Source organism: Clostridium akagii DSM 12554, assembly GCF_000686725.1.
GTDB classification, from domain to species: domain Bacteria; phylum Bacillota; class Clostridia; order Clostridiales; family Clostridiaceae; genus Clostridium_I; species Clostridium_I akagii.
Genome location: NZ_KK366008.1, coordinates 437,923 through 452,184 on the forward strand (window position 1 = coordinate 437,923; position 14,262 = coordinate 452,184).

Annotated in this window: 14 protein-coding genes; 4 read left to right on the top strand and 10 right to left on the bottom strand. The window is 29.4% G+C overall.

Annotation, left to right across the window (positions count from 1 at the left end):
• Nucleotides 1–102 precede the first annotated feature (102 nt).
• On the top strand, nucleotides 103–1,521 hold the full coding sequence (gene pyk / locus BR66_RS0120545; RefSeq protein WP_026884600.1) for a pyruvate kinase: 1,419 nt from the start codon (nucleotides 103–105) through the stop codon (nucleotides 1,519–1,521).
• 125 nt (nucleotides 1,522–1,646) lie between these two features.
• Here pyk and BR66_RS25395 read toward each other — a convergent pair whose 3' ends face one another.
• Nucleotides 1,647–2,942, bottom strand: a complete 1,296-nt coding sequence (locus tag BR66_RS25395; protein ID WP_156946340.1) for a VTT domain-containing protein — start codon at nucleotides 2,940–2,942, stop codon at nucleotides 1,647–1,649.
• Between the two features lie 247 nt (nucleotides 2,943–3,189).
• Between BR66_RS25395 and BR66_RS0120555 the strand changes: the two genes are divergently transcribed.
• On the top strand, nucleotides 3,190–3,915 hold the full coding sequence (locus BR66_RS0120555) for an ABC transporter ATP-binding protein (protein ID WP_026884601.1): 726 nt from the start codon (nucleotides 3,190–3,192) through the stop codon (nucleotides 3,913–3,915).
• Nucleotides 3,908–5,977, top strand: coding sequence for a putative ABC transporter permease subunit (locus BR66_RS24405; protein WP_156946341.1), 2,070 nt, complete (start codon nucleotides 3,908–3,910; stop codon nucleotides 5,975–5,977). The genes BR66_RS0120555 and BR66_RS24405 overlap by 8 nt, the downstream gene beginning before the upstream one ends.
• Nucleotides 5,978–6,086: 109 nt before the next feature.
• On the opposite strand, the gene BR66_RS0120565 is transcribed toward BR66_RS24405, so the two are convergent.
• Nucleotides 6,087–6,491 (bottom strand): hypothetical protein, encoded by a 405-nt coding sequence (locus tag BR66_RS0120565; RefSeq protein WP_026884602.1) that lies wholly within the window; start codon nucleotides 6,489–6,491, stop codon nucleotides 6,087–6,089.
• A gap of 147 nt (nucleotides 6,492–6,638) precedes the next feature.
• Between BR66_RS0120565 and BR66_RS0120570 the strand changes: the two genes are divergently transcribed.
• Nucleotides 6,639–7,181, top strand: a complete 543-nt coding sequence (locus tag BR66_RS0120570; protein ID WP_051624329.1) for a DUF2383 domain-containing protein — start codon at nucleotides 6,639–6,641, stop codon at nucleotides 7,179–7,181.
• Nucleotides 7,182–7,283: 102 nt separating this feature from the next.
• Here BR66_RS0120570 and BR66_RS0120575 read toward each other — a convergent pair whose 3' ends face one another.
• The 8 genes from BR66_RS0120575 to BR66_RS0120610 all read right to left on the bottom strand — a co-directional run bounded on the left by BR66_RS0120575 (nucleotide 7,284) and on the right by BR66_RS0120610 (nucleotide 14,258).
• Nucleotides 7,284–8,171, bottom strand: a complete 888-nt coding sequence (locus tag BR66_RS0120575) for a DUF2156 domain-containing protein (protein WP_026884604.1) — start codon at nucleotides 8,169–8,171, stop codon at nucleotides 7,284–7,286.
• A gap of 173 nt (nucleotides 8,172–8,344) precedes the next feature.
• Nucleotides 8,345–9,154, bottom strand: coding sequence for a hypothetical protein (locus tag BR66_RS0120580; protein WP_026884605.1), 810 nt, complete (start codon nucleotides 9,152–9,154; stop codon nucleotides 8,345–8,347).
• A 72-nt stretch (nucleotides 9,155–9,226) separates the two neighbouring features.
• Entirely contained in the window at nucleotides 9,227–9,973 is a 747-nt protein-coding gene (gene ymfI / locus BR66_RS0120585) for an elongation factor P 5-aminopentanone reductase (protein WP_026884606.1), read from the bottom strand.
• An 86-nt stretch (nucleotides 9,974–10,059) separates the two neighbouring features.
• Nucleotides 10,060–11,145, bottom strand: coding sequence for an FtsW/RodA/SpoVE family cell cycle protein (locus BR66_RS0120590; protein WP_026884607.1), 1,086 nt, complete (start codon nucleotides 11,143–11,145; stop codon nucleotides 10,060–10,062).
• 243 nt (nucleotides 11,146–11,388) lie between these two features.
• Entirely contained in the window at nucleotides 11,389–11,646 is a 258-nt protein-coding gene (locus BR66_RS24410) for a DUF3892 domain-containing protein (protein WP_084156573.1), read from the bottom strand.
• Between the two features lie 63 nt (nucleotides 11,647–11,709).
• Nucleotides 11,710–12,345 (bottom strand): tRNA (guanosine(46)-N7)-methyltransferase TrmB, encoded by a 636-nt coding sequence (gene trmB / locus BR66_RS0120600; RefSeq protein ID WP_026884608.1) that lies wholly within the window; start codon nucleotides 12,343–12,345, stop codon nucleotides 11,710–11,712.
• 116 nt (nucleotides 12,346–12,461) lie between these two features.
• On the bottom strand, nucleotides 12,462–13,118 hold the full coding sequence (locus tag BR66_RS0120605; protein WP_035796715.1) for a site-2 protease family protein: 657 nt from the start codon (nucleotides 13,116–13,118) through the stop codon (nucleotides 12,462–12,464).
• 111 nt (nucleotides 13,119–13,229) lie between these two features.
• Complete coding sequence (locus BR66_RS0120610) at nucleotides 13,230–14,258, bottom strand: hypothetical protein (protein ID WP_026884610.1); 1,029 nt, start codon at nucleotides 14,256–14,258, stop codon at nucleotides 13,230–13,232.
• Nucleotides 14,259–14,262 lie beyond the last annotated feature (4 nt).

Here is a 14,262-nt window from a genome sequence, read left to right on the forward strand (position 1 = left end):
TAATACAGTAAGATAAAAATATACTAATATGCTTATTAGGTATTTTCAAAAACATGTTAGTAAATGGAATAACTATATTAAACAGTAAAGGGGATATTAATTATGCAAAAAACAAAAATGGTTTTTACAATTGGTCCTGCTAGTGATAGCGAAGAAATATTGACAAAACTCATGAACATAGGAATGAATGTCACTAGACTTAACTTTTCACATGGTACACATGAGGATCACAAAATAAAAATTGATCTTATAAAGGATCTTAGAAAAAAGCTTAATAAATCAGTTGCCATAATGCTTGATATTAAAGGTCCTAAAATTAGAACTCATGATTTTAATGGTGATAAAGTTTTAATTGACAAGGGACAAAAGTTCACCTTTAGTTGTGGCAAAGAAATACTTGGTAATAAAAACGGATGTTCTGTTACTTATGAAGCACTTTATCATGATTTAAAAGAAAATGGTACAATTCTAGTTGATGATGGTCTGCTTGAATTCAAAATAAGTTCAATTGAAGGTACTGAAATAAACTGCATAGCCTTAAATTCTGGTTATATAGGAAATCATAAAGGAATAAATGTTCCTAACGTATCTATCGGGCTTCCCGCCGTAACTGAAAAGGACAAATCTGATTTAATCTTTGGATGTGAGCAAGGTGTTGATATTGTTGCAGCTTCTTTCATAAGAAAAGCCGATGATGTATTAGATGTTAGAAATATCCTCAATGCAAATGGTGGCCAGCATATTCAAATAATATCAAAAATCGAAACTCAAGAAGGTGTAGATAACATAGATGCTATACTTGCAGTTTCTGATGGTATTATGGTTGCTAGAGGTGATATGGGTGTAGAAATCCCAATTCAAAAAGTTCCTATAGTTCAAAAAATGATAATACATAAATGTAACAGAGTTGGTAAACCAGTTATTACTGCAACTCAGATGTTAGATTCTATGATTAGAAATCCAAGACCAACTAGAGCGGAAGCTTCTGACGTAGCAAATGCAATTTTTGATGGTACTGATGCAATTATGCTTAGTGGTGAGAGTGCTAATGGAGACTATCCACTAGAAGCTGCTTTAACAATGTCCAATATTGCCATTGAAGCCGAATCAAATATTGACTATAGGGCCAGTTTAAATGAAAGAAAAGATAAAGCTGTAAATAACATATCAAATGCTATAAGTCTTGCTACATGTACCACTGCGGATGAATTAAAGGTATCTGCAATAATTACAGCAACTCAAAGTGGTCTTACTGCTAGAATGGTATCAAAATATAGACCAAGTTGCCCAATTATTGCTGTAACACCTAGCAGACAAGTTGCAAGAAGTTTATCCATTAATTTTGGATTGCAAACTATAATTTCAAAAAAATTAACTTCTACTGATGAATTAATGGCCGATGCAGTAGAAAAGTGTTTAACTGCTGGATACATAAAAAAGGGTGAGGTTGTTATAATTGCAGCCGGCATACCTGTTGGCCAGTCTGGTACAACAAATATGATGAAAATACAAGAAGTTTAATCAAGTTACATTAAAAAACTAAAACCATATAAAATCTACGTGCTATGTTAAAATACTTACATGATTTTTCAAATATAAAGGGAGTAGCTAGGATATATTTGCAAATCCTGGTTACTCCCTCTCATTTAGCTAAGGCTTGGTTTTTGATTAAGTTCTTTTATAATTTTAAATATTTGATTTATACTTATGTTAATCATTACCCAAGTTAAACCAAAAACATAACCTGCTAAAACACTACTGGCAGTTGCTTCTCTTAAAAGTATAGCTGCTGTTCCTGCTAAAATACACACTGCAATTGAAGTTATCATAACTAATGTCTTTATCCAATACTTTTTTTGATACTCCATAATTATAAAGGCAATAAACCCATAAAACATTATAGAAATAAATGCTACATCACAGGGAAAATTATTAATTATACTGTTTTTTCCTATGCCCACCATTAATAATATAGTTTTAAGCAAAATAAATACAACTTCACCACCCAAAACATTTGCTATAATTCCAATTATATCTGACTTCTTATTTTTACTCTTAAATATAATAAATGCCACTAAACACAAAGTCAAACATAAAACTACAACATTGTTTTCTATAATCAAGAATACATTCATGAATTTTGGTGTACTAAAATTAAAAATACTTCTTATTACGTAGGATGTAGTAATATTAAATTTAATAAATTCATTGTCCATAATCTTATCTATAACAATTAAAATTACAACAACCATGACCAAAAGTACAAATTGTGTAAGTATAAATGCAAACTTAATTTTTCCCAGTGAGTTATATGTGATAATTATTTTACTTATAAATTTGTAAGTATAATCTTTTATCCGAGTTTTATAGTATTTTAATATAATAATAGTAGCCACAATAAGAGCCAATATTATACAAATTATTACTGCAAACTGTCCAGCGTATCCATGCAATTTATCCCATTTTCCACCTAATACTTTTCCCAGGGATATAAATGTAAATGACCATATAAATGCGCCTAAATAAGAGTGAATTATAAATTTTTTTATGGATACATTTGTGATTCCTGCGGTATAACCAGTTATATGCCTTACTCCTGGAATAAAAAAGGTAACCACTAAAAGTTTATTCCCATATGAATCAAACCACTTTGACACTTTCTCAAGTTTTTCTGGACCAAGATGAACGTATTTCCCGTATTTTTTGAAAAACCCTATTCCTAAAGTTTTACCAATAAAATATGAAATAGTTACCCCTATACTTATTCCTAAAAATGCCACAAATAAACTTATCCCATAGTTTAACTTACCTTTATATACTAAATAGCCACAATAACTCATTAACGTTTCCCCAGGAAGTGGAAATGCCAAAAGTTCCAGTGTTAATGCACCTAGTAATACCCAATATCCATAATTACTAAAAAGTGTTTGGATTAATGACAATTTTAACACCCCCATGCCTAAAACTTAAATCTACTTAATATATTAACATAAAATCAATTATAGCAGGAATCTAATTGCTGAAACATTTATGTTTTTTGTATTATTACAATAGCAGCTATTTATCTATCTTTAAATTTTTAAGTTTATTGCATATTACCTAAGTTTTACTACTAATATTAATATTTGACTATTGAACCCTTTTGCTATATTTTATAACTATAGAGTTTAAATAATGGAGGGCTAAATAATGATTGAAATAGTAAATGTAAACAAAAGTTATAATGGTAAATCCAAAGCCGTGGACAGTCTAAATCTCACAATCAATGATGGCGAAATATTTGGTTTTATTGGACATAATGGTGCTGGCAAAACAACAACCATAAAAATGCTAACTGGTATATTAAATAAAGATTCAGGCTACATAGGAATAAATGGAATAGACATAACTCATGAACCAATGGATGCAAAAAAACAATTTGGTTATGTACCAGATAGTCCAGACATGTTTCTAAGGCTCAAGGGCATAGAATATTTAAATTTTATGGCAGACATGTACGATATAGACAGTGAAACAAGAAAAGACAGAATAAAATCATTAAGTGAAAGATTTGAAATGGCTACTGCACTTAATGATAAAATACAAAGTTACTCACATGGAATGAGACAAAAAATCGTAATAATAGGTGTACTTATTCATAGTCCTTCCATTTGGATTTTAGATGAACCTATGACTGGCCTTGATCCCAAATCCTCCTACACTTTAAAACAAATGATGAGAGAACATGCTGATAGTGGTAAAACAGTATTTTTTTCAACTCATGTACTTGAAGTTGCAGAAAAATTATGTGATAGGGTTGCAATCATAAATAAAGGCAAGATATTATTTTGTGGGACTATAAATGGGATGAGAGAACATTTTAAAACAAATGAATCCCTAGAAGAGATGTTTTTGGAGATGACTGCAAATGAGTAAAATATTTATATTGACGAAAACCTTGCTAAAAAATGACAAAATTAGTTTTAATAAAAAAACCATAGGGCTATTACTGATTCTAATTTTATGTTTTCTCCCTTTAGCACTTGTTCTCACTTTTTCTACTATCTCCTCATACGATCTTCTTGCATCCTATCATCTTCAAACTTTATTGTTGGCATCTATTTTCTCTTTAGATTGCATTATAATGATTTTTTTTGGTTTTTTCTACATAATGAGCTTATTCTATTTTAGCAACGATATTGAAACGCTTCTGTGTTTACCGCTATATCCTTATCAAATTTTGACATCAAAATTAATAATAATTGTTATATTTGAATATTTTACTGAATTTGTCACACTTTTGCCAATACTTATAGGTTTTTGTTATAAAGCTGGAAGCCTTGCATTTATTATTTACTCAATAATTATATTTTTGATTTTACCTCTGCTACCAATCATCCTTTGTTCGTTAGTTATAATGGTAATAATGTCTTTTAGTAAGGCTGCTAAAAACAAAGATCTTTTCAAAACTTTATCTGCCGTGGTTGGTGTGGCATTTGCCATACTTTTTCAATTTGTGATAAATAGATTTAATGGAAGTAGTAGAAGTGGTAATTCTCTTGCAGGAACATTAAAACAAAATACCCACGTACTTGAAAATGCTACTAATGTTTTTCCAACTGCGAAACTTGCCTCTTACGGCTTAGTAAATGCAAGTTCACTAAGTGGATTATTAAACATACTATCATTTTTAGTTATTTCCATTGCTGCTCTAATAATATTTATTATGGCAGCACAAGGTCTCTTTTTAAAAGGTGCTCTAGGAATGTCTGCAACAAATTCTACCAATAAAAAGCTATCTGATAATCAGTTTAATAAAGCTTCCATTAAAAACTCATATATAAAATCCTACACAATGAAGGAGCTAAAGCTACTATTTAGAACTCCGGCTTATTTTCAGAACTGCATACTTGGTGGCGTTATATTCCCAATAGCTATGTTTTTTGTTTTAATTTTAGGTAAAGGTGGATTATCGGATCTTCCTAAACTAACAATGAACGGCAGTTTTTTAGCAATAGCTTCTGCCATACTCATTGCTGCATCTTCATTTAATATGATTTGCCCAACGTCCATTTCAAGGGAAGGATCCAATTATTACGTTATGAAGTATATTCCAGTGCCTTATGAATCACAAATTTTATCTAAGGTATTATCTGGATTTATAATTAGCAGTTTTACCGCTATAATAACACTTATTATCGGAATATATTTATTTAAAATAACATTTATAATGATTTTACTCATAGTTATTATATCAACCATTGGAATAATAACATGTTCACTCTTTGGTGTATTCATAGATTTAAAAATTCCAAATCTTGATTGGGATAATGAAGCTAAGGCAGTAAAACAAAATTTAAATCCATTGATATTGATGTTTCCAACTATTGTTTTATTAATAATAATAGTTGCACTTATTAGCATAGCGAAATTGGATTTATTTTTTTCATTTATATCTATGCTACTTATATTTTCTCTTTTGTGTTTTGGTGGCGTAAGAATTTGTCTTTACAATGGTAGCAAAATTTTAGGTGGAAAAGATTATTCATCTTCTCCTTTTAAATTTGGTAAATTCAAAGTAAAAAAGACTAACATGAGAATGTTTGTTTCAATTGGCATTACAGTTATTACCCTAGGAGTTGTAGCTGCAATTCTAGGCATTGAGATGACTTCAAGCACTAAAGTTTCTCTTGGAATTAATGATTTTTCTATAAAAGCAGGTCTTGAAAGCTACTCCACTAATACAAATGAAATAAAAAACGTATACTTAAAAGATACGGTTCCTAGTATGAGTAAGATTGTTGGTACAGGCATTGGTTCTGTAAAAAGAGGTAAATTCAATGTAAATGGATATGGAACTGGGGAAGTATTTATACAGTCTTCAAATGGTCCATATTTATATATCATTACTAAAAATAATTTTATTATTATGAATTATGATGATGCCTCTAAAACCAAAATGCTTTATAATGATTTAGAGAAAACTACTAACAGATAGTCCAGATGTAAAACTTATGTGGATCAGACTAGAACAATATAAGTTTCTTAGCTTCATATTAGTCTCATTTAGTATTTTTACAGACAACAGTAGATTTGTTTTCACAAACCTACTGTTGTCTGTGTTTCTTTATATCTGCCTCATATACATGTATTAAATTAAATTCACCTTCTGCCTCTTGTCTTAAGCTCTCCCACTCCTTTGGTACATGAAGTCCAGTAGAAAAATCTAATGTATTTGTATTTCCAAGGTTCATTTTTACATTAGCTAAACTTTTACAATTTTCAAATAATTTAGGTGCAAAAGCTAAACAAATATCTAAAATTGCATTTTTATCATCTCTGTTTTCTGGAATAACAGCATGTATATTTCCAAGTCTTTGGAGTTTTTCTTCATCATACTTTGCTTCATACCATCGTTTTTCTCCTTCTCCTTGTAAAATTTCAACATATATATCTTCTAAACCATCCTTACTTTCCTTACCAATCATATAAATTTTAGAATAAGCCGACATAATAATCTCATCTCCAAATATATTTTAATATTATTGTGTGTAAATACAATATTTTTATAATTATTTTTTATATACACACCTGGAAAAATAATATTTACATAAAATAGCGTCACATGTGCATACTATATTTAGAAAGGAGTGTTGTGCATGACTAAAGGTAAATCTAAAATTAAAAAAAATAATCCAATAAAAAATAAGGCTGAAAATGCCACCCTTGATCCTTCTACTTTCACAGAAAAGCTTAAAAAGACTTCCATAAGTGAATTAAATACTATATTAAAAGGTGAATACATGGCAATAGACTCCTATGAAAAATATATAGATAATATATCTGATGCAAATGCAAAATCCGAACTTCAAAAAATACAAAAAGAGCATAAGACTCAAGCTATATCTTTAGCAGAAAGAGTACAAAATCTTGGAGGAATCCCAACCAAAAATATAGGTGTGATTGGAAAAGTTGCTGAAACTATTTCTGATATAGCAGATATCACTAAAAGTAAACCAAGTAGTTATATTAAAAAAGCATTAAATGGTGAAAATCAAGGAATTAAATTAGTGGATGAAATGATTAAAGGCGATCTTGATAACGATAGTAAAAATTTAGTAAATTCAATGTTAAATCAAGATAAATCTCACGTAAACATATTATCAGGTCTTTCCACTAGCCTTGAATCAACTAATAAATAAAATAAGGGAGTAGATTTTATATGAACAAAATCTACTCCCTTATTTTCTACTTCAACAGAAAATCATTCTTAACATTAATTTGGTTTTCTTCAGATTATTTTTTTATTCTACTACATACTTTTTAACAAATTCAAACAATTTATATGATTCTTTTGCTTTTCTTAACCCCGGTATACCTAAATCTTGCTCTCTGTTTATTTTTGGTATACTACTAAAACAAGTTTCAACAAAAATTTTATTTATAAAAGTGTATAATCCCTTTATTTCTGGATCTGCTTTTTCAATATGTATTACTGCTGTTTCATCACTTATCTTTTCTCCAATTGTAAGTGCTACTATTTTATCTTCCACAAATACAACCATACCCTGGAAATTAAATTTATCTATGTTTCTTAACAGGCTTTCCACCCCTTTAATCTCGTAACATAAATATTCACTCTTGTCCTCTTTTTGCTCTAACCAATAGTTAAGTGCTTTAATACACTCTTCAATAGAAACTTCTCTTATATCTTTAATAACATAAGAATAATTTTTTATAAATTGATTGTAATGATTCTTTTTAGCATGAAGTTTTTTTCCTGAAAGGGATATCAACTTTTCACTATCATAAATATAATCAAAATTATCTCTATCTTCTACAATCTCTATATCTTCGCCATATGTTTTTTTTAAATCTTCTACAAAATTCTCTTCTATATCTTTGAACAAACACTGCATTTCAAGCTGAATTTTGCACTCCTTCAGCATTTCAACTATTTCTCTAAGTTGTTCAATTTTATAACCTACAGGTTGCATAAAATGAGTTTCACCATCAAAATCCTTCTTTTTAATAATTAATACATTGTCGTATATAGCATACTCTATTTCGCAGGCGTCTTTCCATATATAAAGTGTAGTAAACGAATATTCACAACTTTTGTATTCAAAGTCATTCAAATAAGCATCTAATAACTTCTTATCGTTTAAATCAATTCTCTTAAATTTTAACACAAAACCACTCCGATTCTATAACAAATTAACATTCATTATTATTTGATACTTAATTTCAAGAATGTTGTTTTTTTATTATACCATATAATTAATTGTCTATGTACTAATTGTTAAAAACACTATGATACTGTTTCATATTTACTGAAAAATTTATCCCACATCACAATTAGAACTTAATTTTTATATGTGGATATTTCAACGTTAAAATTCCCTTCTGAATCACAATTTGTATCAACACTATGCTGGATACCTGCAGTATTTAATTTTTTATCAAACTCATCCTTAACAAAGGTCATAGCACTAAGTTTGCTTTGATTCTTTTGTATCTGAAAGTTTAATTTAGTTCCACTTACCGAGCAACTTCCAGTAACACTGACTCCGTCACTTTTGTAAGTAAGATTTATTTTATTAAATTCTCCCCCATTTGCATTTATAGCAGATTGTATTTCACTAAAATAGCTATTTCCCTTAACTGAATCATCCACATATCTAGCATCCTCCACATTATAATCTTTTATTATGCTAGCTGCTGCTCCCATAGTAGTATCGTCCCCACTAGTTATAATTATTGAGTATATCCTTTTTATGGAATGTACTTTAAGTGATTTTTCTATTGCCTTAACATTTTCTTTTTTTCCAGAATCAATGAGGGTGTTTTGTGTTCCATTTTGAATAAGTATGCAACCATTATATCCATTATCAATAAAATTTACCTTCAATATTTTTTCTGCAATATCACTAGAAATATTTTGTGATTCTGTGGTTTTAACTCCACTAGAACCATTTTCTTTATTTTCTGCACCTGCAGAGCCCGCTCTATAGATTGGTATTTGTATATATCCTATGAATGTAACTAATATAGCAATGGCAAATCCTATTATATAAAATTTTATATTTTTACTCTTTTTTACTACTGCACATATTCCCATAGTTAAAAAATAGAGTACAAAAGCAAGCCCTATTATCAATAATAATATTTCCATAGATATCATCCTCTCAAGTTATCTATTAAAAATATTGACATATTACTCACTAAATATTCATTGTGAATTATTCTACAGAAGTCCACCATCAATAGTAATTATTTTTGAGGTGATATAGCTTGAATCTTCACTTGCAAGAAAAACTGCAAGTTTGCCAACTTCCTCTCCCTTGCCAAAACGTTCCATTGGTATTTCTTCTTTTAGCGCTTTTGTTTCCTCGTCACTAAAATATCTGTTCATGTTTGTATCAATTACCCCTGGAGCTATAGCATTTACTCTTATATTTGATGGCGCTAGTTCCTTTCCAAGTGCTTTTGTAAATGAATTTATTGCGCCTTTTGAAGCCGAATATAATACCTCACATGATGCTCCTACATTACCCCATATGGAAGAGATGTTTATTATTACTCCACTCTTTCTTTCTATCATGTTTTTTAAAACAGCATGAGTGCAATTATATACCGATTTGAAATTGGAATTCAATACGTGCTCATAATCATCTTCAGTGTTATCTATAAACAGACCTATACTTGATATGCCTGCATTATTCACTAAAACATCAATTTTACCAAAATCCTTCACGATATTTCCAATCATCTCTTCTGAGTCCTTAAAATTTCTCACATCTGCTTTATATTTTCTTGAATAAGCCCCCATGTTTTTAATATCATTTAATGTTTCTTCTGCCCCAACCTCATCTAACATATAGTTAATGGCTACCATAGCTCCTGATTTCGCCATTTCAATAGCTATGCTTCTTCCGATTCCCCGTGAGGAACCTGTAACCAATACCACTTTTCCCTTTAAAATCTCATTCATTAAATATCACCAATCCTCTTAGTTATGTTCAAAGATCCTAGCATATATGATAAAAAAAAACACCTTCCCATATGGAAAGTGAATTTCTAAAAATTTATTTTTTTCTTTCTCATTCCAATGTTCATAACCAAAGCAATAATTATATAATTGGAGAAAATGAAACTATTACCATGACTCATAAACGGTAGTGGAATTCCGGAAATAGGTACTATTCCAACTGTCATACCAATATTCCAAAAAATCGAAAACATCAATCCTGTAAAAGTACCAGCACAAATCATCTGTCCAACAATGTCCTTAGATTGTCTACCAATTTTTAATATTTTGTACAATATAAACGCATATAGTAATAACAAAACTATAGCTCCTATTAGTCCCCATTCTTCACCAACTACAGAAAAAATAAAGTCTGTGTGATTTTCCGGTACATATTGTCCAGCTACTTGAGTTCCTTTTAAAAAACCTTTACCAAGTAATCCTCCAGAGCCTATTCCAACTTTAGAATTTGCAAGCTGATAGCTTGATTGTTCAAATAAAGATGTAATCCTAGATCTTTGGTGCTGTTGCAAAATACTACTATTCCAAACAAGCCAACATAATGGAACACTGGTTATTATTGCTCCATAAATTATTTTTAAATTAATTCCGCATATAAATATTATCCCTAAGGTAATACAAAGACAAATTACAGCCATACCAATATTAGGTTGTTTAAAAATCAATACAACTGGTATTATTGTATAAACTACTATAATGCCGATATTTTTAAGTTTATTAACCTCACTATCCATATCATTTATTTGTTTTGCAATAAATAATGTTAAAATAACTTCAAAAAAACCAGCAGGTTCAAGTTGCTGAGATCCTATTTGTATCCAAGAATTAGCACCATTTATTGGTGTGGTGAAAAACAGAGTATACACTAGCGAAATAATCCCTAGCCAATATAAAACAGTTGAATAACCAGTTAGTACACTATAATCTACTAGTAATACTAGATATACTAATATTAACCCTATTCCTATACCAACAAACTGAGATACAAACAAACTTGTGGAACGTGATGCACTATAAACATTTAATGCTCCAAAAATTGATATAAGCAGAACTGCAATAAGTAAACTAAAGTCAATCTGCTTGAACAATTTTTTATCGATAACCCATTTTTTCAAGTGTTAAACCTCCTGTATTCCTAGTGCTACTAATCATAGCAACTTCATCTATTTATATTACAAACATATATCAATAAAATTATACATCTAAATTATAACACTTGTCTTATAATAAATCATGAAATTATTGTATACAATGTCAATTCTATATTCACAAATTATGAATATAGAGAAAACCATCAATAACAATGATTCATGATTCTCTCTATGCAGCTGATTTTAGTCCACTATAAATCTTCATTGTTAGTTTAAATTATTAGTGTGGTTCACATTAGGGATGCTGGTGAAGTTATCATCATTTGTATCATTAGTTGTTAAATATTCGTTGCCGTCCGAGTCTTTTTCCAGACGAACACCACTAATTGTCCCTTGGTATACCATACTTAATGCTTCTTCTTTCATAATTATATCACCATTTTCAAGTCCATAAGCAATTGTATCACCATTATTGTTTGTCACTACTTTTTTTATTACATGTGAATTTTTAAATCCAAATGTCATAATTCTACCTCCCGTGGTTATGAAACTATTTTCTCCAGTAGGCAAAACTTTATGCGCAATTTATTATTTGAGAGTTGCTTTTACAAACATTATTTTCATACCTAATTTCACAAATTTATTTTCATACTCAGTAGGAATGTTTTCTGCGAAATTGCTATTATGAAGATCATAGGTATAATAGTTAATTTCAAAATTGTTTGAAGCTAAATATTCCATTGACGCTTCAAATAAATCAAAATTATCAGTTTTGAACCATATTTCTGTGTTTGCTCTTATAAATTGTTTATATTTTATTAAAAATTTAGGGTGAGTAAGTCTTCTTTTATTATGTCTGTCTTTAGGCCAAGGATTACAGAAATTTATATATATCCTGCTTATTTCACTTTCATCAAATATCTCGCTTATAAATGCTATTTCAAGTGGGATTATCCTTACATTTGAAATTTCTGCTTTTTCAACATTTCTCAGTGTGCACACTAAAACTTCATCTTTTAAATCAATTGCTATGTAGTTCTTATCTGGATTTTCCACTGCATTTCTTGTTGTGAATTCTCCTCTTCCACATCCCAGTTCAAGATATATTTCATTATTATTTCCAAAAACTTCATTCCATTTACCTTTAAAATCTTTTGGCTGAATTATAACCAAAGGACTTTTTTCCAGTTCAGGTCTTGCCCACCATTTTTTCCTAAGTCTCATTGTATTTCCTCCGCCCTTTTGTCCTAAGACATCTTATCAAAATATGCTAGTATATTAACTGAAAATTTTTAAAGATGCCTTTTCTCTATTTTAGATATTTCCGAGGAAATATCTGATTATCTTATAATTATCTGTGCTATGTTCATAAATAGGTGATACATTGCAGTACCTGGTATACCTATCATTAGACCAAGTATTGAATTGTTGCTAAATATAGGCACGGCTAATACAAAAAAAATGATTAGTTGATACCTGTACAAAGAATCTGATATATTGTAAAAGCCCTTTGGGAATAAATCTACCAATATATGAAAACCATCAAACCCTGGAATAGGTATTAGATTTAAAAGCGAAAAAGTACAATTTAAAAATACAACTTGATTCGCTATTTGTAATATTATATTACCTAAATTACTTGATGGTAAAACCTTGAATAAAGCAATTGTTATAAAAGCAAAAACAAAAGCAACAACAACATTTGCTAAAGGTCCTGCAATAGATACTTTTAAATCATCTCTATTGTAATTTTTAAAGGCACTTGGATTTGTTTCCACTGGTTTTGCCCAACCAAAATGAACAATCAAAATAAAAATAAAACCTAATGGGTCTATATGTGCAATGGGGTTCAAAGTTAATCTACCTTGAAATCTAGGGGTTTTATCTCCTAATTTATCTGCAACTAAAGCATGGGCATACTCATGAAAAGTAAATGCTATTAAGATTGCAGGTATAATTATAACGATATTGTAAATCTGGCTACTTATATTCTCCATATCAATTCCTCCTATGAATTTCTATTTCTTTTACTTTATTATATCAAATCTAAAATTAGGTTATAAGCAATTTATAAATAAAAAATTTGCAGACTAATCTCTGCAAACCTTCTATTTATATGGTATATCTGCAAGTTTGCCATTATTCTCAGATACAATTCCTTTATCTGTCATTTTAATTAAACTTCCGTTATAAGAAGTGATTTGATTTGATTTCAGTGAGGAAACTTGTCCTTTAAGATTATTATTTACATATATATTACCATTTTCTGTTATAAATAAATCTTTTGGGTCAAACTGCTTAGTAACATTTATAGTTTTCCAGTTTGTAACTGGAACTTCAGTATTTCCATAGTATATATTTGTTATTAATCCATTTACCAAATTTCCAACATAAATGTTATTCTCAGAATCAGAGCCTAATATTATTGGGCTAGAAACATTAATAAAATTCATGTTAGCTTTATCATTTGTAGATATAATTTTATGTGAACTTAAATCCTCATAAACAAGTTCAGCTTTATCCGGCAGAATCTTTATATTCCCAATTTTCACTGAAGAAGTATCCACCTGGCTTACGTCATCCATAGCATTATTTAAATAAATTTGTGATTTATATGAATTTCTACTTACTTTCACATATATTAAATTTGTTACTGGGGAAATTTGAATATCTGAAACTTTTGATGAACTATCTGACCATGTAACATCTGAATTTATGGTGTTTTTGATAGATTTACTGGCATCATATGAATTTAATTGAATTTTTCCGTTCCCAGTAATAGGTTTTTCTGCAATTATAAGTCTGTGTCTATCTGAAACCCAATTGTAAAAAGATATTTCATTCCCTTTTTCAGGTAATACTTCTTTAAGTTGACCATTAGAAGTATCAACAGTTTTTAGCGTTCCATTCTCACAATATGATACAAATCTTCCATCATATGAAGCATTAATATTTATAGCATCACTAGGAATATCAATGGAAATCTGCTGTTTTTTAGGTGCTTTAGCTACAACTTTATTTATTATAAATGAATTTTCTGGTTTTAAATAAGTCTCATTAATATAATATAGTCCAGCAAATTGTATTACTAAGGATATTATTATCCATATACTTAAGTGTTTAAAGACCTTTATCATAAGT

Coding starts and splice junctions, on each gene's coding strand:
- BR66_RS0120555 (WP_026884601.1), top strand. CDS start 3,190: ATGATTGAAATAGTAAATGTAAACAAAAGTTATAATGGTAAATCCAAA.
- BR66_RS0120570 (WP_051624329.1), top strand. CDS start 6,639: ATGACTAAAGGTAAATCTAAAATTAAAAAAAATAATCCAATAAAAAAT.
- ymfI (WP_026884606.1), bottom strand. CDS start 9,973: ATGAATGAGATTTTAAAGGGAAAAGTGGTATTGGTTACAGGTTCCTCA.
- pyk (WP_026884600.1), top strand. CDS start 103: ATGCAAAAAACAAAAATGGTTTTTACAATTGGTCCTGCTAGTGATAGC.
- trmB (WP_026884608.1), bottom strand. CDS start 12,345: ATGAGACTTAGGAAAAAATGGTGGGCAAGACCTGAACTGGAAAAAAGT.
- BR66_RS0120565 (WP_026884602.1), bottom strand. CDS start 6,491: ATGTCGGCTTATTCTAAAATTTATATGATTGGTAAGGAAAGTAAGGAT.
- BR66_RS0120605 (WP_035796715.1), bottom strand. CDS start 13,118: ATGGAGAATATAAGTAGCCAGATTTACAATATCGTTATAATTATACCT.
- BR66_RS0120580 (WP_026884605.1), bottom strand. CDS start 9,154: ATGGAAATATTATTATTGATAATAGGGCTTGCTTTTGTACTCTATTTT.
- BR66_RS24410 (WP_084156573.1), bottom strand. CDS start 11,646: ATGACATTTGGATTTAAAAATTCACATGTAATAAAAAAAGTAGTGACA.
- BR66_RS24405 (WP_156946341.1), top strand. CDS start 3,908: ATGAGTAAAATATTTATATTGACGAAAACCTTGCTAAAAAATGACAAA.
- BR66_RS0120610 (WP_026884610.1), bottom strand. CDS start 14,258: ATGATAAAGGTCTTTAAACACTTAAGTATATGGATAATAATATCCTTA.